The sequence below is a fragment of the Anaerosporomusa subterranea genome, from assembly GCF_001611555.1.
GTDB classification, from domain to species: domain Bacteria; phylum Bacillota; class Negativicutes; order Sporomusales; family Acetonemataceae; genus Anaerosporomusa; species Anaerosporomusa subterranea.
Genome location: NZ_LSGP01000026.1, coordinates 113,505 through 135,850, shown reverse-complemented (window position 1 = coordinate 135,850; position 22,346 = coordinate 113,505). Strand labels below are relative to the sequence as shown.

The window sequence follows — 22,346 nt, the reverse complement described above, 5'->3', positions numbered from 1 at the left end:
AAGCTGCTTTTGATGGTGAATATTGTACTAGATGAATAAGGAGGTAGACGATGGTGAAGTTTAGAGTAGTCGTAACTGGCAAGATCCTTCCATTAGCTCTTGAAACGATCAAACAGCATTGTGAAGTCAAGGCATGGGATGATCCTAATAAGCCTATACCAACTGAGACGCTGCAGGAATGGCTACGAGATGCAGAAGGTCTCTACAATTCTGGCTTTGCTCATATTAATGATGCACTTTTGGCACAAACCCCGCAACTTAGAGTCATCTCTCAACCATCAGCCGGTTATGACAATGTCGATTTAGCTGCTTGTACGGATCACGGCATACCGTTAGGTAATACGGCAAGTGCATTAACAGAAACCACCGCCGATTTGGCCTTTACTCTGCTGCTGACGGCAGCCAGACGAATCACGCAAGGCTGGGATATGGTGAGGAGTGGTCGCTGGCAAAAATCCTCGGATATCCCGTTTGGCATTGATCTGTATGGCAAAACTCTGGGTATTGTTGGCATGGGCGCGATCGGTTCGGGCGTGGCTAGAAGGGCCCAAGCCTGCGGAATGAATATCATATACCACAACCGTAAGCCTCGACCGGTCGGAGAATTTCAAGGGACACAGTGGGTTCCGTTTGAACAACTTCTTAGTCAGTCAGACTGCATTGTTGTGCTTACACCCTTGACAGCTGAGACCCGCCATTTGTTTAATACAAATGCCTTTGCTAAAATGAAGCCCTCTGCACATTTTATCAATGCTGCTAGAGGAGCGGTTGTCGATACTGAAGCGCTTTATCATGCGCTTGTTAACAACGTGATTGCTTTCGCCGCTTTAGATGTTACCGATCCAGAACCAATACCGGGCGACCATCCACTGTTAAGCCTGCCAAATATTCTCATAACGCCCCATATCGGCAGCGCAACCCCTGAAACTAGAACCCGCATGGCAATGATGGCTGTCGATAATTTGCTGGCCGGATTGCGCGGAGAGCGGTTACCATCATGTGTAAACAACGAAGTTAATTTTCGCTGACAACATGCAAAAAGCAGGAACGTCTAGGATTTACCTAAATGCTCCTGCTTTTTATATTACAATAATCTGCCTAATGCTATGCCTAACCAGGTAGCTACTAAACCGACGATAAGATTTAAAGTGATATTTCCCGCCGCCCATAGCACTTCCCCATCCATCAGCAACCGCCATGTTTCATAACTAAACGATGAAAATGTCGTCAGTCCTCCCAAAAAGCCCACTGAAAGCAGCAGTCGCCAATACGGATTGATGATAATCCGCTCTGTCGTTACTGTCATGAATAAGCCAATAATAAAACAGCCAACCACATTGACCAATAGAGTTCCATAGGGCATAACTGTTCCAAAGCGGTTAGTCGTCCAAAGCGTAGCCGCATAACGACAAACACTTCCCACTCCTCCGCCAAAAGCAACCGTTGCCAACACTCTCCATTCACTTGCATCCATATCAAATCGTCATGCCTTTCTCCGGATAGTAGTGTTTTCTTTCCATATTTGATCACAGGATATTTTCGCAAGCAATGATCCCTTAATCTATGTTAATTAACTTGCGACAGCTCTGACATTCCATTACAATCAGCATATGGAGAGGATGAATAACATGTACAGAGAACTACTTGCTTCCTGCCAACTCTGCCCCCGCCAATGCGGTGTCAACCGTTTGGTCGGTCAGGTCGGCTTTTGCCAGGCGGGAAACTTGCCTCGCCTCGGCCTTGTTTCTTTACATCATTGGGAAGAACCGTGCCTTTCCGGAACCAGAGGGTCTGGTACAGTATTCTTTTCACACTGCAACTTACGGTGTCTGTTCTGCCAGAACCATGCGATCAGCCAGGGGACTGCCGGCAAAGAAGTCTCTGTCGAGAGATTGGCTGACATCTTTCTCGAGCAGCAACAGCGCGGCGCGCACAATATCAATTTAGTCACTCCCGGTCACTATGCGGCACAAATCGCTGAAGCGCTTACGCTGGCAAAACGCATGGGATTAGTCCTCCCTATTATTTATAACACCAATGCTTATGATTCAAAAGCTGTAATTGAGCAATTGCGAGGACTAGTGGATATCTATTTACCTGATCTTAAGTATATTGATGAGAGATACTCCACTGCCTATTCGCAAGCTCCTGACTATTTCCGCTATGCCTCGGCGGCAATCAGCGCCATGGTTCAACAAATTGGTGAGCCCATCTTTGACAGCGACGGAATAATGACTCGCGGCGTCATTATCCGCCATCTGGCATTGCCCGGCATGGCTGAGGATTCAAGAGCAGTCATCCGTTATGTATATGAAACGTTTGGCCACTCGGTCTATCTTAGTCTAATGAATCAATATACCCCGCTCCACCAGGCCGTAAACCATCCAACGCTATGCCACTGCTTGTCGGCTGAGGAGTATGCCGATCTAGTCGACTACGCGCTTGCACTTGGTGTAGAAAACGGTTTCATTCAAGAAGGCGGTGCAGTCTCAGAAAGCTTTGTTCCGTTATTTGATTGTCGAGGCGCTTAACTCTCACTGAATGCCTCTGTGAGCGAAGCCAAAGTCCAACAAACTCCTCGCATCAGCCCATCGTTCATCATCATTCAGGACGACTACAATCAGTTGGACTTCTCCCCGCTTCGCGGTAACCACTAAACAGTCGCCAGCCGCCTCTGTATAACCAGTTTTACCACCATTAATGCCCCGGTACGCTCCTAATAATTTGTTGGTGTTATCTAGGCGTCGAGTTTTACCATTAATAAAGGTAATTGTCGTCGATTTGGTACTGGACACTTTCGAAAATTCAGGGTTTCGCAGAGCCTGAGCAGTTATTAATGCCAAGTCATAAGCTGTCGTGTAGTGTCCGGGGTCAGGCAAACCATGCGGATTAACGAAGCGAGTGTTTCGAGCGCCAATCAAGGCAGCCTCATCATTCATCTGGCGGACAAATTGAGGGATGGAACCGCCGATATGTTCGGCGACGGCCTCGGCGGCATCATTTCCTGATACTAGCATAAGGCCGTACAGCAACCCCCGCAAATTAATCTGGTCACCTTTAGATAACTCTAAACTAGAGCCTTCGCAACCAGCCGCCTTTGAACTAACCGTAACGGTCGAATCAAGTGAACCCAACTTTTGGGCCAGCATAAATGTCATGATCTTGGTCGTACTGGCCGGGAACATCCTTTTATCTGGTTCTTTTTCATACAGAACTGTTTTCGTTCCAGCATCCATTATAATTGCAGCTTCAGCTTCGATTGGCGGCGGTATGAGGTAAACCGCCTCTGATAAAGTTGGCAGTAATAACAAATAAAAAAACGCAAGTACTATACTCTTGCAACCCAAAGATTTGTATTTCACTTTGTGCATCATATACTTCCTTTGCCATAATTTATCGATTCTATCGTTCATATCCGTTTTGGAATTTCTTGATTAACACGCTGTATTTATTTCCTCATTGCTGCAGTAACTTCCTGCAGTAAAGAGAAAACCTATCTGAAGTTTTAGGATAGGCGGATTGAATTGCACAGTGTGCATAGTTGCTTTATTGTTTCGGATAATCCGTGCAAATGCAGGAACACTAAGATTGTATCTAACAGAGGAGGCCTAGCATGCTTGCGCATAAGAATAGGTTACTTTTTCTTAATTTCGAGGAGCGTTGCCTATGTGGCAATTTGAGACAAATCGTCGCCTAACTATTTTTGGCGGGATCATAGCTGCAGTAATTGGCTTACTGGTACTACGTTTAGCTTGGATGCAGCTTTTACATGGCCCTCAATACAAGAAACAAGCTGATGAAAACCGTGTACGCCAACGTACCGAGTATGCGCCTCGCGGTGAGATAAGGGACCGTCACGGCGCCGTGCTGGTGGCGAGCCGGCCTAGTTTTGCTGTATCGATTATTCCTGCCGAGTTCACAAATCGCGCCGCTACAAGCGAGATACTTGTAGCAGCGACTGGTATACAGTCAGAAATAATCAACGCAAAACTAAAAGAAGGCGAGAAATTTCCTTATACACCAATCCGATTAAAACACGATCTCGATTCTGCCGTATTAGCAAAGATTGAAGAGCGCAAACGCGATTTGCCAGGAGTCATCATCGAGCCAATTGCCGTGCGTCATTATATTTATGGGCAACTAGCTGCCCATCTCTTCGGCTATGTTGGCGGCATTTCTGAAGAAGAATATGCCAAGCGGAAAAACGCCGGTTACTCCCCGCAAGATAGAATCGGCCTGACTGGTCTCGAGCGTTTACGGGAGGATCGATTGCGGGGAATCAATGGCGGATGGCAGGTTGAAATTAACGCAGAGGGCAACGAAGTTCGCAGGCTTGGCGAAAGTCCGACAACTCCTGGTCATACTCTGCTCTTAACACTCGATGCCAATCTGCAAAAAGCGGCCGAAGACGCGCTGGAGTTACAGGTTAATACCAGTCGCAGAATCGGCGAACCTGCCAAAGGTGGTGCCGTCGTAGTTCTTAGCACCCGAACCGGGGGCGTCTTGGCCTTAGCTAGCAACCCAGCTTATGACCCTAATCTCTTTGCTGACGGCCTAAATGATAAAGAATGGAACTCTATCATAAAAAACCCCAATAATCCACTCACCAACCGTGCTACCAGTGGAGTCTATCCTCCTGCCTCGGTGTTTAAGATTGTAACAGCTGCCGCAGCGTTAGATACCGGTCTGACGACAGAAACGGAAATTTTTGATGATAAAGGAGTTTACTCGCTGAGCGGCTGGAAATTCTTCGGTTGGAACACCAAAGGACTAGGCCGGTTAAATATTGCCGGTGCACTAGCCATGTCTAGTGATCCGGTGTTCTATGAGCTTGGCCACCGTTTGGGGGCCGATACGCTAGCCTCTTATGCCTTGACATTCGGCTATGGAAAAGCCAGCGGCATAGAATTGCCGGAAGAACATGGACTTGTGCCAACTGAAGAGTGGAAAGTCAATACATACGGAGAACAATGGTATCCCGGCGAAACATTAATTGCCGCCATTGGCCAAGGGTACTATTTAGCGACTCCGCTCCAGCAAGCAATGCTCTTGCAGGCAGTAGCGAACGGTGGAATAGCCTACCGTCCTATGATCGTAGAAAAAATTTTATCACCGCAGGGAGTTGTTGTAGAAACATTCCTGCCCGAGGTGTCTCGCACTCTATATCTGAAGCCTGAGTCTTGGGAGACCATTCGCAAGGGCTTGGTTGAAGTCACCACTAGCGGCACTGCTTCTGCCGTATTCAAAGGCTTCCCGCACACAGTTGCAGGTAAAACCGGTTCTGCTGAAACCGGCCGTAAAGCAACTCACGCCTGGTTTGCCTGTTACGCTCCGGCCGAAGCGCCGGAAGTCGCGGTTGTAGCATTTGTCGAAGATGGCGGCGAAGGTTCTGTTGCCGCCGCTCCCATCGCTCGTAAGGTCTTAGAGGCCTATTTCGGTATTCCGTCTGCTGGCCAGCCGCCGACACCACCAAAGGGGACAACTGATTGACAAGAACGGGAACGTTAAGTACGGAGTACGCTAAGGGCTCCACAGAGGATATCTTAAAAGCCCGTGAAGGGTCTGACCGACCATTCACGGGCTTTGTTTAGTTTCTTAGAAGGCAGGCACAATGGCGCCTTTATATTTTTCGGCAATAAACTTCTTCACTTCTTCAGAAGTTAGAACTTTAACTAGCTTTTGAATCTCTGGTCTGGTTTCGTCACCTTTGCGCACAGCTACCACATTGGCATAGGGTGAATCTTTAGCTTCTATTGCCAGTGCGTCTTTAGAAGGAACCAGTTTTGCTTCCAGGGCATAATTCGTATTGATGACTGCTGCTGCTACATCATCAAGCGCCCGCGGCAGTTGCGCCGCATCTAGCTCACGAATCTTCAGTCCCTTCGGATTCTCGGCGATATCTTGAATTGTACCATTCACACCGATTCCTGCTTTTAGTTTAAGCAAGCCCGCCTTTTCCAAAACCGCCAAAGCACGGCCAGAGTTAGTCGGGTCATTTGGGATAGCCACTGTAGCGCCTTGGGTTAGCTCATTTAGATTTTTTACCTTTTTCGAGTATACACCCATGGGCTCGATGTGAACAGCAACTGCGGAAATTAGCGGCAGCTTGCGTTCGGTAGCAAACTTCGTTAGATAGGGAACATGCTGGAAGAAGTTCGCATCTAGTTCTTTGTCAGCGAGTGCGACATTCGGCTGGACATAATCGCTAAACTCGATAATCTCGATTTGGACGCCTTCTTTTTCTAGGGTCGGCTTAATAGCACGTAGGATTTCCGCATGGGGCACAGCCGTAGCGCCAATCTTCAAGGCAGCCTTTTTGGCTTGTTCAGGGGCCTGCGGACTTTTCTTATCACTGGAGCAACCAGCAGCCGCGAGTGAGATGATAAGTAATGCAGCTAGTAAAACACGAATACTTTTCATACAAAACAACTCCTCTAATACTTTTTGTAGATTCACAGGGTCGACTAGTTACTATATTCCATCGCCATAAATTCCTTCTAGGCCGGAATACCGTTGTTTTTCTGTACGCTCAATTTGGGCGATTACGCCACCCTTAACCTGGAGAATGACTTGGCCAAACTGCAAGTTCTTCAATTCCTCCTGCAGCCTCTTTTGAAGCCGCTCAACTTGGTTCGGGGTAAGGGAGGGGCCTCCAATGCCGCCTTTCCCCGGTGCATCCAAACGAATCTTGTCGTTTCGCTCTAGCTGCAGCAGGCGACCGTCTTGAACAGTGAATGTTATTGTCCCATGGGTGATCGAATTGACTAAGTCAACAACAATCGCCATCGTCGGAGGCGAAATGACCGGTTGGTTCAATGATAGCACTCCCTCTCCGTTCGGCTAATAGAAAAACCCCCTTTCACGAGGAAAGAGGGCAACTAATCCGCTTTCCTCTCATCTCCCAGAACAACGTTCTGTTGGAATTAGCACCACTGCATTGCTGCCGGTTGCTGGGTGTCATCGGGCCAGTCCCTCGACCTCTCTTGATAAGAGTTTCCTTATTCAATTGTAAAGATAATAGCATCAAAAGCTCCGCATTGTCAACTCATTTTTTGACGTTCTTGCAGATATAGCGAATACTTAGCGGAAATAATGCGCAGAGCATTGATGATCGCTTTCTTAGCAGCTCCTTGGTATTGTAAGTTAATTTGTTCAATCAGGGCTATATTGTCATTTTGGATGTTTTTTCCTACCAACATTGCCAATACGAATCGTTCTGAAAGGCGTGTTGAAAGAGTACAATCAGCTTCGATGATTGTACCTGTACGTATATCAATCAGCACCACTAACGCCATCACTTTATATACCTCAGCGGAAACCGTTCCGCTGGGAAGTTTTGCATAACCGGAAAATAACACAATATTCTCGTCAACCATAAATTCTTCAATATCCTCCTTATCCAACAATGCTGAAAAACCTAGTTAGACCGGTGAAAAGCCCATATGCCGCCTTTTTAATAAAATCGGGTTGTTGCAATTTAGCTTCCTCAGATGGGTTAGAAATAAAAGCGACTTCAGCAAGGACAGCCGGCATGGTTGCGTGCTTCAACACATAAAAGTTGTTCTCACGAAAACCGCGATCCGGTAAGTTAATTTGCTCAACAAGTGACTGTTGGATCTTTGACGCGAGCAGCTCCCCACGAACCAACTGCGGTGCGAAATACGTTGTCGTTCCTTTAGCCGTTGAATCGACGAAAGAGTCAATATGAACGCTGACAAACACATCAGCGCTAGCTTTGTTGGCAATATTTACTCGAGACTGTAGTTCCTGGGCATCAGAGGCTTGTCTGCTATGTACATCGCGATCAGTAGTTCTGGTCAGGATAACAACTGCGCTCTTGTCCTCTAGCAGTTTTCGCAATTCGGTACTGATTGCCAATGTCACATCTTTTTCCGCAAGACCGCTTTTACCGATAGCGCCAGGATCGCTGCCACCATGACCCGGATCTATAACTATGGTTTTTCCTTTTAATACGTTTTTTACGCTAGTTGTCTCGGTTTGCCTAGCACCTTGAACTGGCACAGCGCGGTTTTCAGCCGCAAAACAAATGGCTGGCAACATAAAAATAATCAAAACTATCAAAATCGCCGTTCTTCTCTGCAAAGCTTGTCCGCCTTTCTCGCCTCCGGAGTTAGCTAACGGGACAGGGTTAAGGCTAAACCTAGCGCTTACGCTTTTCACCCCGTAAAATGTTACTCCGTACCTGTTGGATTCGGCGTTTCAGTTAAATGACATGCCTTTGATTATAGCAGAGAAATGTGTCGACTTTATGACAATCTGCTGACAACAATTCTTAGTTTAGCGATCACTCCTTATTAGTATAAAAATTATTTAGATATGTATCCTTCTATATATATTAGCAATACTTGCTTCCCAGTGTCCACCATTTTTAGGGCACAAAATGGAATCCTAAGGATAGACTCAAATAATACGCGAATACTAGGGTGCAAATGGGTATTGGGAGGAATGGCCATGAACGGTTTATCAAAGTTTTTGCTGTTAGGACTAATAATGATCCTTATTACAGCCTGCGGCATGCAGCCACAGCAAAAACCGCAAAATCAACCTAAGACTGCGGATCAACTTCAACAGTCACCGATACTGGATAAAATACAAGACCCTGAAATGCAAAAAAGAATGATTGCAGTGATGAACAAGCCGGAAGCGCGAGCTTCAATGGTCAAAATGATGTCAGATCCTGAACTGAGGCAAACCATGAAAGATGTACTGGCCGATCCAGCGATGAAACAAACGGTTCAAGAGATTGTTCGCGACCCGCGCATTAAGCCGACAGTGCAAGAAGCCCTGAAATAAGGGAATTAATACTATTGAATAAGAAAGGGATATTCAAAGCCGGAGAGGCTTGAATATCCCTTTTCTGCTTCAATTACAAATGGCAAGAATCAAGTTGCCGCATTTTGTGAATCATTAAGCCCCAATCATTTGCTTTGCGATGTCAGCGGCAACGGCGGCATCAGGCGCGTATGCATCTGCGCCGATAGCGTTTGCGAATGACTGCGTCAGCGGAGCGCCGCCAACCATTATCTTAACTTGATCGCGAAGTCCAGTTGTCGTCACAGCCTCAATTACGACCCGCATTTCAGACATTGTCGTTGTCAACAGTGCGGCCATAGCGATAATTTGCGGCTGATGCTCAGTAATCGCCTGAACAAAGGTCTTTTCATTCACATCGACTCCCAGGTCGACTACCTCAAATCCTGATCCGACAAACATCATATTGACTAGGTTCTTGCCAATATCATGAAGATCGCCTTTGACGGTACCCAAAACGACCTTGCCGATCGGTTTGACGCCAGCGGCCAGCAAATGTGGCTTAAGAACCCGCATACCTGCATTCATCGCTCGAGCCGCAATCATTACTTCCGGCATGTACACTTCTTCGTTTTTCCACCTTTGCCCCATCACGTCCATACCATGAAGCAATCCTTCATGCAAAATAGTTGACGCTGAAACTCCGCCGTTCAAGGCCTCTTCAACCTTTTCAGTCACTGCGTCAACATCGCCCTCCTGCAGAGACTCAGAAATGACATTCAATATCTCACTCATCAAAGTTCCTCCTCTTATACCTGCTATTTTTACTTTAGATCATATTTCGCCGGGTCATATTTTTCCGACTTGCAACTTTCAGTCATTTCTCGAATAAATGCCTCTTCATCATTTGTAACCTTTGATAACTGGGCCTGGATTTTATCCAGCCATCTAATTTCTTTAGGATCAATAATTAAATTTCCTGCATTGGCGGCTTGCTTCAGTTCGTTCACTGCGGTGAGACCTGCGATTTTTGTTCTCTCGAAATGACTGCCTCCCTGAACAATTGCTTGGGAAATGCGGAACGCCACATCAGGCCTTAATACATAGGCCTGCGGATCAAGAACGCTATCTGAATCAGTCAGCCAATCCCGCAGCAGACGAGCATGAGAGATGCCTGATTTCGCCGCAGTGTTCATCAGTCTGCAGTCATATATAAGCTGTTCCAGAGAAACAGTCGGAGCCATACCGCCTAACAGCTTTATGTTTTGCACAGATTCATTGCTCCAAAGATCTGCAGTAGCGGCGGCAATGTTGCCCACATGGCTGAGATGAGCGCAAGCACTGGATTTTCCCTCCATAGCAATAGGAGTGCCGGTGATAGCTTTTATATAGACTCCCTCGTAGCCACAATCCTTGTGAGGTCCTACTGCTCCTCGCTCTAAGGCGACGAGACTGCGCACAACGGTCATCACTCTAACCACAGCTGCAAATGTCTTAGGCACATAGCGTTTGTCTGCAAGTACCATCGCGGTGTTGCCAAAACCGCAGGCAGTATCGCCAGCTGCAATAGTACCAGTTTCTGCGGCAATTCTAACGATCGAATCCCACAGTTTTGCCATATCCCGGGTTCCTAAGACACTAAGCGCGAATAATGATTTAACAATATCACAGTACATGACTGCATCATCATGGATATCCTTGCCGCCGATAGATTCGATAGACAGCAGCTCCGCTCCTTCCTTGGCGCAGCCTGCAAAAGTTTGCATAATCGCATCCCAATGCGAACCCCGCCACATGTGAGGTGATCTCTTGTCTTCGCGAATGTCTACCGGTGTAATCCGCAGTACGCTGCGTAGTCCGTGTTTCTGCTCGTAATCGTTCATGATATTCCGGACCACTTTAGTGATTTCAACACCCCATTCCGGGTGGTAGGTAGCGGGCGGCAACAGTTCGAGTTCCACGACCAAACCAGGAGTCTCTAGCTCTTTGGCACGCTTGCAGGCGCCTTCGACTATCTCCTTATACTGTCTCAATACATCTGGCATAGTAGTTTCTGTGATCAGCATGTCAGGAAGCGTGAAATTGATTTCTGGCAGGATTCTACCGCCCCCAATCACCAACCCATTTCGGCACGCCACTGGACGTAGGGCCGAGCCGTAAATAAACTCATCGAGGTCGGTGTAGGCCAATTGAGTAAAGTTCACTTTCTTCAACTCACTCGTCTCCTCTCAAACCCGCTAAAACGCTGCAAAAAATTTTTGTTCCCTTTATTTCTTAATTTTCAAAATACTGCTATTATTAGGGTACAAACATTTTTACTTTTTGTAAAACAACTCTATTCGATAATAAATAGTACCATTTGGAATATTAGTGAGGGTTATTCAATATGGACATTGTTGGAATCGAAACATTTCTGTCGGTTATTCAGAACCGGACACTAACTCAGGCCTCGGTACAAATGCATGTTTCACAGTCCACCGTGAGTAAAAGACTGCGTATACTCGAAGAACAGTTGGGTATTAAACTAATTATTCGCAACAAGGGAGTATCTCAGATTGAACTAACGGAAAAGGGTGAAGGCTTTATTCCAATCGCCGAACAATGGATGCGCATTTGGAGAGAAACACAGCAATTAAGTTCAGGAAGCGAGCCGGATTTTTTACAGATCGGCGCTGTTGACAGCATTAGCAACTATGTTCTCATCCCAGCCTATAAAGCGCTTTATGAAGCTTCGCCGCCGATTCACTTTCAAGTGAGAATACAGCGTTCTATAGAACTATATAACCTGGTTGACATGAAAGAAATTGATGTAGGTTTCGCTTTCCTTCAAATCCATCGGCCAAATGTAAAAGTAGAACCATATTTTTCAGAACCTATGGTCGTAATACGGCTCTCACAACCCGGACTTAAAAACGGAACTGTGGTGGATCCCCTTAGTCTCGATCCGGCGTACGAATTGTATTATGACCATGGACCGGTTTATCAGTTATGGCATGACCGTTTCTGGGACTTGCGTCGCCGTCCACGTGCATCATTCCATACATGTCTCTCTATACTCAATATGCTGTATGATCGCAGGCAATGGTCGATTATGCCACTGTCCTTCGCACGTTCGGCCAATGTGACCGGCGACTATCTGATTAATATTCTCGATGATACGTATGTGAGGACTTGTTTCAAACTAACGCATCAATATCCGCGGCGTTCAGCAGAGAAAAGTCTTCAATTATTTGAGCAATATGTAACACAATTTAGGCCTATCCTAGAATAAGACGAATAGTCAGACTAGAGTCTTCACTCCAATCTGACTGTTCGTTCTCATTTCTTATGGAACCGACAAAGCGCTGAGCGCAATCTTTTGAGAAAGTACGGGATATGATAGCACAAACGCCACAAGAGGCACTAGCGCCACTATGGACAACTAACATTTTTTATAGAGGACCTGCCGCTAATAACTGCCGATCCTTACGGCTCAAGGCCTCACCGCTTCAGAAAACTTACAAATTTTGAACGTCAAAAAAGACAATCCCCGGCACATATAGCCAGGGATTGTCAGACTGTCTTTGATGGTGACCGGAAACTATTCGACTATTCGCCGCCAAACAGCGGTGTCGACAAGTATCTCTCACCCGTATCAGGCAGGAGCACAACGATAGTTTTACCCTTCCATTCCGGGCGATTGGCTATGACTGTGGCGGCATGGGCTGCAGCGCCACTAGAAATACCGACTAGCAGGCCTTCGCTCGCAGCCAAGTCACGAGCAGCTGCAAAGGCATCATCCGTTTGCACCGTCACAATCTCATTGACAACACCGCGTTCAAACACATCGGGAACAAAGCCAGCGCCGATTCCTTGGATCTTATGCGGACCCGGGTTGCCACCAGAAAGTACCGGTGAATCTGCAGGTTCTACAGCAACTACATAAACGTTAGGATTATATTCCTTCAATCGTTGGCCTACGCCGGTTACGGTACCACCCGTACCTACGCCGGAGATAAAAACATCGACCTTTCCATCTGTATCCCGCCAGATCTCTTCTGCTGTTGTCTTCCGATGAATCGCCGGATTGGCCGGATTGCGGAACTGCTGCGGGAGGAATGCGCCAGGATTAGCGGCAACAATTTCTTCCGCTTTTGCGATTGCCCCTTTCATCCCTTGCGGGCCAGGAGTCAATACCAGTTCTGCCCCCAGCGCTGCCAACAGCCGACGGCGTTCAATGCTCATCGTCTCAGGCATGGTAAGAATCAATTTATAACCTTTGGCGGCGGCGACAAAAGCCAGAGCAACGCCGGTATTACCACTTGTCGGCTCGACGATCAGCGAACCGGGTTTCAAAATTCCCTTTTCTTCAGCATCAGCGATCATCGCATAACCAATACGGTCCTTGACGCTGCCAAGTGGATTAAAATACTCGAGTTTAGCCAGAATACGGGCGCCAGCTGCACGCTTTTGATTAAATTTTTGTGTCTCCAACAATGGAGTGTTGCCAATTAACTCAGTAAGATTATGGAATACGCGTTCTTTACTCATACAAACTACCTCTTTCATTTTTTTATTTTATTTTGGTTTTTTCTCATCTTTATTATCAAACAAAATAGGCCGAGGAACGCCTCATTGTGGCAGTACCTCGGCCTTCAGATGTCTGATCAGCCAGTAATATTTGTAAATAGTATCTCATATTTCACGACAAGTGTCAACAGCAAAAAAACGGGATGTTCATTTTATCCCAAATCGAGTATAATGGCCATCAAGAGCAGGATTCTACCTTACACGCAGGAGGAGATATATTCATGACAACAAATAATGCTTTAACAGTTCAGGAAAAAGGAGACAACCTGATTAATCATATACGGGAACTTGGTAGCGTAGCGGTTGGTTTCTCTGGAGGCGTTGACAGCTCGCTACTGGCCGCAGCCGCCTTTAAGGCACTTGGCGATAAAGCAATTGCGATTACCGCCTATTCAGAAACACTGCCTGAGCGTGAAAAACAGGAAGCACAGGCGATCGCAAAACAGATCGGGATTAAGCATGTACTGCTGAATATTAGCGAGCTACGGAGCGCAGATTTTGTCGCCAACACCAAGGATCGCTGCTATTATTGTAAAAAAGAGCGCTTTTCGGCCATGTTGGCTTGGGCTAAGAACGAAGGCTACAAATGGATGCTCGACGGTTCAAACGCAGATGACACATCTGACTATCGGCCCGGGCTCAAGGCAGTAGGCGAGCTTGAACACGTGGTAAGCCCATTGCTAGAGGTTGGTATGACGAAAGCTGAGATTCGCGAAGTATCAAAAGCTTGGAACTTGCCGACCTGGAACAAACCGAGCATGGCTTGCCTCTCATCGCGTGTTTCTTACGGATTGCCGGTCACAGCAGAACGGCTAAAACAAATCGAGCAAGCGGAAGACTTTATCCGAACCTTCTGCAGCGGCCAGGTTCGCGTCCGCCATCACAACAATCTGGCGCGTATTGAAGTAGCGCCGGAAAACATTGCGTTGCTTGCACAGCCGGAAGTGGCTGATAAAATTAATCACCACCTCAAGCAGTTAGGCTTTACGTATGTGACCCTTGATCTCACCGGTTACCGAACAGGCAGCATGAATGATGAACTGAAATAACAATAATTCAGAAAACCGCTGCGGAGGTCTTTGGGGAACGGAGAACGTAACGCAAAGAATCGAAGATCGCAAAGGGATTTTCATAATAAATACTCGCTTTGCGACGCTTGCGCTCTTCGCGGGCTTTGCGCTAACGACCTCTACTGTTATACTTTCTAATAGCTCAAGAAAATCCGGCCAAAAGGCCGGATTTTCTTTATTTTGCGATGACTTTTGCCTCGCGAATCGGTAAATTAACCAGTGCGGCCGCCGCAGCCAAGACAATGTCTGCATACCACATCCACATATAGTTTCCGTCATTAGCCATCGCAATTCCCCCTAGCCATGCACCCAAAAAACCGCCGATTTGATGAGTTAGGAGTGTTAATCCGAATAGAGTGGACAGGTAGCGAGCACCAAAGAGCTTGCCAACAAGTCCAGCAGTCGGCGGTACTGTTGCGAGCCAAGTAAATCCCAGTGATGCCGCAAACACATAGAAGGTAAGTACAGTCTTGGGAGCAAGCAAATACAAGCCGATCATAATTGCTCGGCTTCCATACATCACAGCCAGTATGTATTTCATCCGGTATCGTGAGCCTAATGCACCAGCGCAAAGACTCCCCGCAATGTTAAACAAACCAATTATTCCAATAGAGGCGGCTGATACAGTCGCGGCATGACCCGAGAGAGCAACCTCGCCAGGTAAATGGGTGACTAGAAAGGCAACATGAAACCCACAGGTGAAGAAGCCTGCATGCAAACACAGATAGCTCCGATCACGCAGCGCCGCAGTAACCTGCTGGAATAATCCGCCTGATACATGGGCTTGATCGCTAGCATGAGGCTCTTCGCCCTGGCGAAGCGGCGCCGCTAGCGGGATAGTAAATAATGCGGCCGCGGCCAGAGAGAACATCGCAGTTGTCCAGTTGAACGTGCCGATGAGTGCTTGTGTCAAGGGTGCAAATAAGAATTGTCCAAAAGAGCTGCCAGCGTTGATGAAGCCGCCTGCAAATGCCCGCCGCTCCTCAGGAATGTGCCTTGCAATTGCTCCAAAAAGCAGCGCAAAGCTTCCTGCACCTGCGCCAGCAGGACTGATCACGCCCACCGTTGCGATCAATCCCCACTCCGAGCTAACATAAGGAGTCAGCCCCATTCCAGCAGCAAGAAGTACCGCGCCAAAAACAACCACCCGAGCTGAGCCCCACTTATCAGCAACAGCTCCGAACACAGGTTGTACAGCACCCCAAACCAATTGACCAATGGCAAACGCAAAGCTAATGGAAACAATACTTTGCCCTGTAGACATCACCAACGGTGAAACAAATAGCCCAGTTGATTGGCGGATTCCCATCGAAATCATTAAAATAGCTGCAGCGCTCAGTATAAGTACCCAGGGTGATTGTCTCGATTTCTTTATTGGTTTCACTCTCCCATCATTCACCTATATGTTTATCGATTTCTCATAACAATAAAAAGGGGTCTCTTTTCCCAGAAAGTTCATGGCGCCAACTCTTCGATAGCCGCATCGCTCAAATAACTTCTGTGCATTCGTGTTCAGAGAATTGGTGTCAGTCTTTAAGTAATTTATCTGAGCTTGACTTGCCAAGCATTCGGCATGTGCAAGAAGTTCTGTACCAACACCATTTCCCCGGCAATTAGTGTCAACAGCCATTCTGTGAATGACCAAGGCTAAGCAGTCCTGTGACCAAGGCAGTTCGTTATATTCCAGCGGCTCGACGCGGTTGATACAGATGAATCCAGCGAGCCGGCTATCCCGATCCACAGCGAAAAGTTCTCCTTTCTCAATATCTGTCGCAAAGTTACTTGCCTGAGGATAGGTTTCATCCCACTGTGTATTATTATAATTGCGCATTTCCTTGATCGTCTTTTGTACAATATCCATAATGCAAGGAAGGTCGTCTATTTTTGCTTGCCTGATCACAGTAATCACCTCTATAAATTTTTCACCCAATGAGCAAGCCGCTCTAAGGCTCCCATCTTCTATAAGTGGAGCAAAGAGCGGCTAAGTCCCTGGATAAGTGCGACTAGGATTCAGATGGAGTTAAGGCTCCGTCTGAATCAAGTCTTCTTTACTATCTTCCACTCCGCCTCAATGTTTTCCCGCATTTTTTTCAATAGACGATACGCCTCAGCCCTTTCATCTGAACTAAAATTGGAAAAACAAACCTCGATACAACGATTCTCTTCATCAATAACAAAGCGATACGTTTTCAAGGCTGTATCTGACGGAAACAAGTGCCACATTCGCTTATCGGCAAGACTCCTTTCCCTTAGAACATACCCCTCTTCGACTAATTTTTGTATAGTTTTAGTTGTCGTTGTCTTATCAACCCTTAACATGTTGGAAAGATCAATGAGATTAATCCCAGGATTCTCACATATGCGCGTCAGGAAGATAAACTGTCCTTTTTGCAGGTTCAGCTTTCTGAATTTGATATCACTTATTGAGTGAATTGAGCGGGCGACCGCACCTACTTCCCGAAGGATTTCGTTTTGCAACACGCTCAGAAAGCACCTCCACATTGTTGAACTTTCAACTTAATTATAAGAGAGAGATAGTTGAACTGTCAACTATCTCTCTCTTATCCAAGCTTCTTGTAAAAAACAAGCCTCAGCTCCGCATTCTGCAGGTATAAGAGTGTGAGCTCTAGATGCCTCTTTTTTTACGCTCTGCCAATCGGTTGAGTGTTTTCCGGAAATATCTCTACTCACGCTTTACTTCCCCTCCTGCGCCGAACTGCCTGTTATATCTGTTGTTTCAGTCCCTGTCACAACAGACAAAAGGCCAAGGAACATCGCAAGATGTTCTTTAACCTTCAATTCTTTGATTAGCCACATATAAAAGCTCATAGCTGCAGGTCATTTTGCCGTTCCGCTTATAAGACGCATTTTTCAAATGCCTGTTTTAGATCAGCAATAATATCATCAGCCGCTTCGAGACCGATACTGAAGCGGAGATGCCCATTTTTAAATTCATCCGGATAGAAATGATTTCTTTCATCATCCGGGCCGACATAAACGATCAGACTCTCATCATGGCCAATGGAAACAGCGGAAATAACTAATTCAAGGGAATTAACAAACATATTGTGAGTCGCAACATCTGCCTTCAACCCAAAAGCAATAACCCCCGAAAACATTGTCATCTGCTTTTTTGCCACTTCATGCTGAGGATGACTGGCAAGACCAGGATAGGCAACAAAGTCTACTGCGGGATATGATTCGAGAAATTGAGCAACTTTCATGGCGCTTTCGCTATGCTGTTTCATGCGTAAGGCAGTGTTACAGCACCGCGCATAATCAGCCATGCATTAAAGGGGCTGATAACGCCGCCTAAATTAACCATGGCCTGGCGCTTTATCTTATCAATAAGCTCTCTTCGTCCAATCACCGCTCCTCCCATAGCATCGCCGTGACCATTTATATACTTTGTCAGGCTATGGATGACAAGATCGGCCCCAAATTCAAGCGGGTGCTGCAAGAAAGGAGAAGCAAATGTGCTATCAACTGATAGTAAGGCGCCAACAGATTTGGCGATTTTTGCGATCTCCGCAATATCACTGATCCTGGTAGTCGGATTCCCCGGTGTTTCAATATGGATAATCCGTGTATTGGGTCGTACTGCTTTCCTTACCTGATCCAGGTCTGAAGTATCGACAAGACTAGTTTTTATCCCGTATTTGTCTGGAAAGTATTCATTTAACAGCCGATAAACTGCTATGTATGAAACATTAGAACAGATTATGTGCGCATCTTGATTCAAAAAAGTAAAAAACACACCTGCCAGTGCGGAAACACCGCTGCCTAGCACTACGCAGTCTTCCCCGCCTTCAAGAGCAGCTAATTTTTCCTGAAGATATATCTGATTTGCTGATGTATTTCTAGTGTATACTAACTGATCAGGATCACTCCAATCGAGAGTTGATGCATCTTCAGGCAGCCGATAACTATTGGCCATGGTGATAGGACGCCTTATGGCTCCTGTTTCTTTATCAATGCCATTACCTGAATGAACACACTTAGTTTGAAATCTAATATTTTCCTTATTACCCATTTAGATCCACTCCTCTCACTATGTTTGCAGGCGTAACGATCAAGATAATTAAAAGACCAGGGATGTACTCATACATTCCCTGGTCTTCAGCATTTCTGATCAACCACGACAATAAGATATTCTAGGAATAAACTAAACATCCTGCTAAATCCAATATTCATGCCATATAAATCTTTTCTGCAATCCCTGTGAAAATGGAAAACCCCGGTATTCTAGCTGTTAGCGGTTAATACCAGTCGAATTCCTAAACCAAACAAGGCGACAGCTAATAAAAGCAAAATCACCCGTGATTTTACTTTCCCTGATAACCGGGCTCCCAACTGAGCTCCCAGCACCGCTCCCGTACCAATGATAAGCGAAGGCTGTATTAGAATATTCCCTGCCACATAATGAGAAATCACGCCAAAAAAGCTGGAAATAGCTAAAACAACCTGCGAGGTTGCGGTGGAAATTGAGGTGGGAAAGCCGAGCAGGTAAACCATAGCCGGGACCTGGATAATTCCGCCGCCAACGCCAAAAACACTGGACACAAATCCCACTAACACGCTTAGAAGAATCCCCGCCGTTCGGTTATACGTAAACTTCTCTTTGTCAAACTCTTTCTCCGCACCTTTTGGCGACCGACGAAAAAACATCACTGCAGCAATAATCATCAAGAGAATGCCAAAGGCAATACGGAAACTCGCATGGGTAAAATATTGTGCAAGATAACCACCGGCTAACGCGCCTGGGATTGAGGCTAAACTGAATCGAATCACTGCGTCGTAATAAACCTTTTTCTGCCTGATATAAGCAATTGAGCCTGATATACCATTAAGAAGAACAATTGCCAAGGAGGTACCAACCGCAAGTTGCGGCGACCAATGAAGTATAAGTATGAAAAAGGGGACAAGAATAATGCCACCGCCAACCCCTACGAGGGTACCAAAGGCGCCAACAGAAAAGCCTATTGCAAACAAGAAAAAACTAGTAATCATATCTCCTTCTCCTTGGTCTATTCAAATATTCTTAGGGTTAGCCATTGTATCTTTCAGCTGTCCTAAGTTTTGTATGATATGCGCCAGCTACCACTCCACCGATTTAACATATTCAATGTAGCATTTATACAGGTCCTTTAGTTCCTTTCGTATGAACTTTATTAGGTTGCAAAGCCGCCCACGAATGGTTACCGGTTCCAAGTTGCCCTGCACAATGTTCTCCCCCTTTTGTTTTTTGTATGGCATTAAGGAAAAATAAGAGGCCAAAAGTATAAATACTTTTGGCCTTTGGTCGTTCCAATCAGCTCTCTTGTACTTATTAATTATACAGAACCGCTTTATTAAGATCCCCGCAAAAAATCAAATCTGATACTCAACAGCAGAACTTTGGTTGTCCTGCAAAAATCTGATCCTCCTAAACTTGGCAAATTCAAGCCACTTATTCGCAAAAGCAGCTAAGGTGTTTTCAGCAGCACTTACTCTGTCAAGATCGTCTGCCAGCTTGCTGAGGTCTTCCTTAGAGTTAAGCCGTATTAAGGAGCCTCTGGAATCAATAAGAGGAACAGAGTCATAGCCATATTCACGAAGCCGAATGATATTCTCAAGTCTTGACTTCCTTATCGTTGCGACAAGCTGGGTTGGAAGATCCAAGACATCAATATTGTCCGGATATTCATAGGTCTTGCCAGCCGTAGGAACAGCGTCACCCACGCCAAACGTATGCGGCCTGCCAAGTACCTTTTGGATAGTGCCTTCAGATAGAACAAAATAATACTCATCAAAGCAGGTTACTACCATTAAACGGTCATTTTTTACGAGCGTAGTATGAACTTGTATTTCGTTCGCCAATCCCGAAACGATTCCGCCGCCGCAGACATCATAACCATCAATGATAACGAATCGTCCTGTATGCTGATTATTTTTAAATTCATCTATACAGATTTGCTTCTTTGTCCGGATAACGACCTCTGCGACATCATTTGTTTTTACGCTGTCGGCGTTTTCGATTGTTTCCAGACTCGTCGCGTCAATCGCCTTGTTGATTGAGTATATTTCACACTCAACTTCCTGGGTTACCAGCTTAAGTTTATATTCTTTATGCTTTACCAGCTCAGCTTTTCCCATCCAAAAAAGACTCGCCTTAAATATATCAGTAACCAAAGACGTATCGTGTGCATGAACGATAAATTCGCCTCTTTGATTGAAAAACTCATCCTCGAACGTGATGCCAACAGACATGCCGGCACTTGCGCTTTGGTGATTGTCTTTTTCAACCCATTGCTCGATAGTTTTTATCCGGGTTACCTTGTTGCTGGGTAAAATCCGAATCTCATCCCCTACCTGTAGAGCGCCTGACTCGATTCTTCCTGCTATAATTCTGCGGTGATCGAACTTGTAGACATCTTGTATCGGGAATCGTAACGGCTTTCCTTCTAATCCTTTATCCTTTTCAAACAAGTCTAAGGCGGTAAGCAAAGACTCGCCTTTATACCAAGGCATTTTTTCAGACCGCGATGTTATGTTTTCGCCATGAAAGGCGGAGATAGGTATATACTTTAACGGAAAAACGTGGAGGTTACTGAGAAATTCATTCATAGTATGTTTAATCTCATTAAAGCTTTCTTCGGAGTAACCGATCAAGTCCATCTTGTTGACCAGTACGTATACCTTTTGTATCCCCAGAAGCGATAAGATGTAGCCATGCCTTCTCGATTGCTCCTGTATCCCTTCATTGGCATCAATGATCAGCAGAGCGGCCTCCGCACTAGCCGCGCCAGATATCATATTTTTGAGAAATTCCTTGTGCCCGGGCGCATCAATAATCACGTAATCACGCTGCTGGGTGTGGAACTGCAGTTGAGTGGTATCAATCGTAATTCCCTGCTTTTGTTCTTCCTCGAACGCGTCAAGCAAATACGCGTATTCAAAGGGCTTGCCTTTCTCCTTAGAGATCCTCTTTACCCTGTCTACAGTGCCCTCCGGCAAGGATTTGGTATCATAGAGCAACCTGCCAATTACGGTCGATTTTCCATGGTCTACATGGCCAACAACCACTATCTTAAGTGTTTCTCTATCTATGTGCATAAAAAAATCCTCCATCCCGTTCTCATACTACTATGAGAGTTACATGTACCCATCCTTACGAAGTTTCTGCATGGCGTACGAGTCTTCCTGATCCTGAGCTCTTCCTGCCCGCTCGCCCACTTTCGTGTTTTTCAGTTCCTCAATGATCTCTGCAATTGTTACTGCGTTGGAATCAATTTTCCCGGTGCACGGAGCACAGCCAAGACTTCTATACCGCTTACCTTCTTTGGCAAAATATAAATCAACGACAGGAATATTTTCTCTTTCGATATATGACCAGATATCAATTTCATTCCAATGCAGAATCGGGTGTACCCTGATATGGTTCCCTTTAGGAAAGTCTGTCTTAAACTGATCCCATAACTCTGGCGGCTGATTCGTATAATCCCATTCAGAATCCTTATTTCGTTCGCTAAAGACCCGCTCTTTAGAGCGAGAGCCCTCTTCATCCCTTCTGATCCCTAGAATCAGGCCTTCAAACTCGTAGCGGGTAACCACCTGCTGAAGCCCGTCGGTTTTTAACGCCTTACAGCAGACTAATCTTCCTTGCTCCGGGCCCATCCCTGCCTGTAACGCAGCTTCATTTTTATGCACAATTAAATCGAGATCATATTTTTTGACCATTTCATCTCTAAATGTAATCATTTCCGGTATTTTGTATGTTGTATCGACATGAATGAATGGAAAAGGGCAATGGCCAAAAAAAGCTTTCTTTGCGAGCCAAAGCAAAACGGTTGAGTCTTTGCCGATTGACCACAACATCCCCAGCTTGCCAAATTTCTTATAGGCTTCCCTCAATATATAGATACTTTGCGCTTCTAAACTGTCTAAATGATCCAC

At 45.9% G+C, this 22,346-nt stretch carries 22 protein-coding genes, 1 pseudogene and 2 riboswitches; of the genes and pseudogenes, 6 read left to right on the top strand and 17 right to left on the bottom strand.

The window, feature by feature from the left end:
• Window positions 1-50 precede the first annotated feature (50 nt).
• Entirely contained in the window at window positions 51-1,028 is a 978-nt protein-coding gene (locus AXX12_RS17480; protein WP_066245515.1) for a 2-hydroxyacid dehydrogenase, read from the top strand.
• A gap of 56 nt (window positions 1,029-1,084) precedes the next feature.
• On the opposite strand, the gene crcB is transcribed toward AXX12_RS17480, so the two are convergent.
• Window positions 1,085-1,474: a fluoride efflux transporter CrcB gene (gene crcB, locus AXX12_RS17475; RefSeq protein ID WP_066245513.1), complete on the bottom strand. Its 390-nt coding sequence runs from the start codon at window positions 1,472-1,474 to the stop codon at window positions 1,085-1,087.
• Window positions 1,475-1,628: 154 nt separating this feature from the next.
• On the opposite strand from crcB, the gene AXX12_RS17470 reads away from it, so the two are divergent.
• Window positions 1,629-2,531 carry a radical SAM protein gene (locus AXX12_RS17470; protein ID WP_066245511.1) on the top strand — a complete coding sequence of 301 codons (903 nt, stop codon included), beginning with the start codon at window positions 1,629-1,631 and terminating at the stop codon, window positions 2,529-2,531.
• A 3-nt stretch (window positions 2,532-2,534) separates the two neighbouring features.
• Here AXX12_RS17470 and AXX12_RS17465 read toward each other — a convergent pair whose 3' ends face one another.
• The gene (locus AXX12_RS17465) at window positions 2,535-3,374 is read right to left on the bottom strand and encodes a D-alanyl-D-alanine carboxypeptidase family protein (RefSeq protein WP_231881944.1); all 840 of its coding nucleotides are present in this window, start codon (window positions 3,372-3,374) and stop codon (window positions 2,535-2,537) included.
• Window positions 3,375-3,666: 292 nt separating this feature from the next.
• Between AXX12_RS17465 and mrdA the strand changes: the two genes are divergently transcribed.
• Window positions 3,667-5,490: a penicillin-binding protein 2 gene (gene mrdA / locus AXX12_RS17460; protein ID WP_066245507.1), complete on the top strand. Its 1,824-nt coding sequence runs from the start codon at window positions 3,667-3,669 to the stop codon at window positions 5,488-5,490.
• 105 nt (window positions 5,491-5,595) lie between these two features.
• Here the strand turns inward: mrdA and AXX12_RS17455 are convergent, their stop codons facing one another.
• From AXX12_RS17455 to AXX12_RS17440, 4 genes are all read right to left on the bottom strand, one after another.
• Window positions 5,596-6,420 carry a MetQ/NlpA family ABC transporter substrate-binding protein gene (locus AXX12_RS17455; protein ID WP_066245505.1) on the bottom strand — a complete coding sequence of 275 codons (825 nt, stop codon included), beginning with the start codon at window positions 6,418-6,420 and terminating at the stop codon, window positions 5,596-5,598.
• A 51-nt stretch (window positions 6,421-6,471) separates the two neighbouring features.
• Window positions 6,472-6,816 carry a YezD family protein gene (locus tag AXX12_RS17450; protein WP_066245503.1) on the bottom strand — a complete coding sequence of 115 codons (345 nt, stop codon included), beginning with the start codon at window positions 6,814-6,816 and terminating at the stop codon, window positions 6,472-6,474.
• Window positions 6,817-6,891: 75 nt separating this feature from the next.
• Window positions 6,892-6,993: riboswitch (SAM riboswitch) on the bottom strand.
• Between the two features lie 47 nt (window positions 6,994-7,040).
• The gene (locus tag AXX12_RS17445) at window positions 7,041-7,376 is read right to left on the bottom strand and encodes a DUF3870 domain-containing protein (protein WP_066245501.1); all 336 of its coding nucleotides are present in this window, start codon (window positions 7,374-7,376) and stop codon (window positions 7,041-7,043) included.
• A gap of 19 nt (window positions 7,377-7,395) precedes the next feature.
• Window positions 7,396-8,103 (bottom strand): N-acetylmuramoyl-L-alanine amidase family protein, encoded by a 708-nt coding sequence (locus AXX12_RS17440; RefSeq protein WP_066245499.1) that lies wholly within the window; start codon window positions 8,101-8,103, stop codon window positions 7,396-7,398.
• A gap of 3 nt (window positions 8,104-8,106) precedes the next feature.
• A riboswitch (cyclic di-AMP (ydaO/yuaA leader) is annotated at window positions 8,107-8,228 on the bottom strand.
• Window positions 8,229-8,472: 244 nt separating this feature from the next.
• Between AXX12_RS17440 and AXX12_RS17435 the strand changes: the two genes are divergently transcribed.
• Window positions 8,473-8,814: a hypothetical protein gene (locus tag AXX12_RS17435; RefSeq protein ID WP_066245498.1), complete on the top strand. Its 342-nt coding sequence runs from the start codon at window positions 8,473-8,475 to the stop codon at window positions 8,812-8,814.
• Between the two features lie 114 nt (window positions 8,815-8,928).
• Here the strand turns inward: AXX12_RS17435 and AXX12_RS17430 are convergent, their stop codons facing one another.
• Window positions 8,929-9,567 carry a cobalamin B12-binding domain-containing protein gene (locus AXX12_RS17430; RefSeq protein WP_066245496.1) on the bottom strand — a complete coding sequence of 213 codons (639 nt, stop codon included), beginning with the start codon at window positions 9,565-9,567 and terminating at the stop codon, window positions 8,929-8,931.
• 29 nt (window positions 9,568-9,596) lie between these two features.
• Window positions 9,597-10,976, bottom strand: a complete 1,380-nt coding sequence (locus tag AXX12_RS17425; protein WP_082816974.1) for a methyltransferase MtaB domain-containing protein — start codon at window positions 10,974-10,976, stop codon at window positions 9,597-9,599.
• Window positions 10,977-11,158: 182 nt separating this feature from the next.
• On the opposite strand from AXX12_RS17425, the gene AXX12_RS17420 reads away from it, so the two are divergent.
• Window positions 11,159-12,043: a LysR family transcriptional regulator gene (locus tag AXX12_RS17420; RefSeq protein WP_066245492.1), complete on the top strand. Its 885-nt coding sequence runs from the start codon at window positions 11,159-11,161 to the stop codon at window positions 12,041-12,043.
• Window positions 12,044-12,360: 317 nt separating this feature from the next.
• Here AXX12_RS17420 and cysK read toward each other — a convergent pair whose 3' ends face one another.
• On the bottom strand, window positions 12,361-13,302 hold the full coding sequence (gene cysK, locus AXX12_RS17415; protein WP_066245490.1) for a cysteine synthase A: 942 nt from the start codon (window positions 13,300-13,302) through the stop codon (window positions 12,361-12,363).
• A gap of 260 nt (window positions 13,303-13,562) precedes the next feature.
• Between cysK and larE the strand changes: the two genes are divergently transcribed.
• Complete coding sequence (gene larE, locus AXX12_RS17405) at window positions 13,563-14,390, top strand: ATP-dependent sacrificial sulfur transferase LarE (RefSeq protein WP_066245486.1); 828 nt, start codon at window positions 13,563-13,565, stop codon at window positions 14,388-14,390.
• Window positions 14,391-14,586: 196 nt separating this feature from the next.
• Here the strand turns inward: larE and AXX12_RS17400 are convergent, their stop codons facing one another.
• From AXX12_RS17400 to cysD, 8 genes and pseudogenes are all read right to left on the bottom strand, one after another.
• Complete coding sequence (locus AXX12_RS17400) at window positions 14,587-15,729, bottom strand: MFS transporter (protein WP_082816973.1); 1,143 nt, start codon at window positions 15,727-15,729, stop codon at window positions 14,587-14,589.
• Between the two features lie 81 nt (window positions 15,730-15,810).
• Window positions 15,811-16,311 (bottom strand): GNAT family N-acetyltransferase, encoded by a 501-nt coding sequence (locus tag AXX12_RS17395; RefSeq protein ID WP_066245716.1) that lies wholly within the window; start codon window positions 16,309-16,311, stop codon window positions 15,811-15,813.
• Window positions 16,312-16,448: 137 nt separating this feature from the next.
• Window positions 16,449-16,913, bottom strand: a complete 465-nt coding sequence (locus AXX12_RS17390; RefSeq protein WP_066245482.1) for a MarR family winged helix-turn-helix transcriptional regulator — start codon at window positions 16,911-16,913, stop codon at window positions 16,449-16,451.
• A gap of 192 nt (window positions 16,914-17,105) precedes the next feature.
• Window positions 17,106-17,228, bottom strand: a complete 123-nt coding sequence (locus AXX12_RS20065; RefSeq protein ID WP_269448415.1) for a hypothetical protein — start codon at window positions 17,226-17,228, stop codon at window positions 17,106-17,108.
• A gap of 38 nt (window positions 17,229-17,266) precedes the next feature.
• Window positions 17,267-18,444: pseudogene (locus AXX12_RS17385) on the bottom strand (trans-sulfuration enzyme family protein).
• Window positions 18,445-18,656: 212 nt separating this feature from the next.
• Entirely contained in the window at window positions 18,657-19,421 is a 765-nt protein-coding gene (locus tag AXX12_RS17380) for a sulfite exporter TauE/SafE family protein (protein ID WP_066245478.1), read from the bottom strand.
• Window positions 19,422-19,781: 360 nt separating this feature from the next.
• The gene (locus AXX12_RS17375; RefSeq protein ID WP_066245477.1) at window positions 19,782-21,506 is read right to left on the bottom strand and encodes a sulfate adenylyltransferase subunit 1; all 1,725 of its coding nucleotides are present in this window, start codon (window positions 21,504-21,506) and stop codon (window positions 19,782-19,784) included.
• A 39-nt stretch (window positions 21,507-21,545) separates the two neighbouring features.
• Window positions 21,546-22,346, bottom strand: coding sequence for a sulfate adenylyltransferase subunit CysD (gene cysD / locus AXX12_RS17370; RefSeq protein WP_066245475.1), 801 nt, complete (start codon window positions 22,344-22,346; stop codon window positions 21,546-21,548).

What these genes read in the sequence shown, in the direction of transcription:
- AXX12_RS17470 (WP_066245511.1), top strand. Translation starts at nt 1,629, where the DNA reads ATGTACAGAGAACTACTTGCTTCCTGCCAACTCTGCCCCCGCCAATGC.
- AXX12_RS17430 (WP_066245496.1), bottom strand. Translation starts at nt 9,567, where the DNA reads ATGAGTGAGATATTGAATGTCATTTCTGAGTCTCTGCAGGAGGGCGAT.
- AXX12_RS17420 (WP_066245492.1), top strand. Translation starts at nt 11,159, where the DNA reads ATGGACATTGTTGGAATCGAAACATTTCTGTCGGTTATTCAGAACCGG.
- AXX12_RS17455 (WP_066245505.1), bottom strand. Translation starts at nt 6,420, where the DNA reads ATGAAAAGTATTCGTGTTTTACTAGCTGCATTACTTATCATCTCACTC.
- crcB (WP_066245513.1), bottom strand. Translation starts at nt 1,474, where the DNA reads ATGGATGCAAGTGAATGGAGAGTGTTGGCAACGGTTGCTTTTGGCGGA.
- larE (WP_066245486.1), top strand. Translation starts at nt 13,563, where the DNA reads ATGACAACAAATAATGCTTTAACAGTTCAGGAAAAAGGAGACAACCTG.
- mrdA (WP_066245507.1), top strand. Translation starts at nt 3,667, where the DNA reads ATGTGGCAATTTGAGACAAATCGTCGCCTAACTATTTTTGGCGGGATC.
- AXX12_RS17380 (WP_066245478.1), bottom strand. Translation starts at nt 19,421, where the DNA reads ATGATTACTAGTTTTTTCTTGTTTGCAATAGGCTTTTCTGTTGGCGCC.
- cysK (WP_066245490.1), bottom strand. Translation starts at nt 13,302, where the DNA reads ATGAGTAAAGAACGCGTATTCCATAATCTTACTGAGTTAATTGGCAAC.
- AXX12_RS17445 (WP_066245501.1), bottom strand. Translation starts at nt 7,376, where the DNA reads ATGGTTGACGAGAATATTGTGTTATTTTCCGGTTATGCAAAACTTCCC.
- AXX12_RS17480 (WP_066245515.1), top strand. Translation starts at nt 51, where the DNA reads ATGGTGAAGTTTAGAGTAGTCGTAACTGGCAAGATCCTTCCATTAGCT.
- AXX12_RS17465 (WP_231881944.1), bottom strand. Translation starts at nt 3,374, where the DNA reads ATGATGCACAAAGTGAAATACAAATCTTTGGGTTGCAAGAGTATAGTA.
- AXX12_RS17435 (WP_066245498.1), top strand. Translation starts at nt 8,473, where the DNA reads ATGAACGGTTTATCAAAGTTTTTGCTGTTAGGACTAATAATGATCCTT.
- AXX12_RS20065 (WP_269448415.1), bottom strand. Translation starts at nt 17,228, where the DNA reads ATGTGGCTAATCAAAGAATTGAAGGTTAAAGAACATCTTGCGATGTTC.
- AXX12_RS17375 (WP_066245477.1), bottom strand. Translation starts at nt 21,506, where the DNA reads ATGCACATAGATAGAGAAACACTTAAGATAGTGGTTGTTGGCCATGTA.
- AXX12_RS17400 (WP_082816973.1), bottom strand. Translation starts at nt 15,729, where the DNA reads ATGATTTCGATGGGAATCCGCCAATCAACTGGGCTATTTGTTTCACCG.
- AXX12_RS17390 (WP_066245482.1), bottom strand. Translation starts at nt 16,913, where the DNA reads ATGTGGAGGTGCTTTCTGAGCGTGTTGCAAAACGAAATCCTTCGGGAA.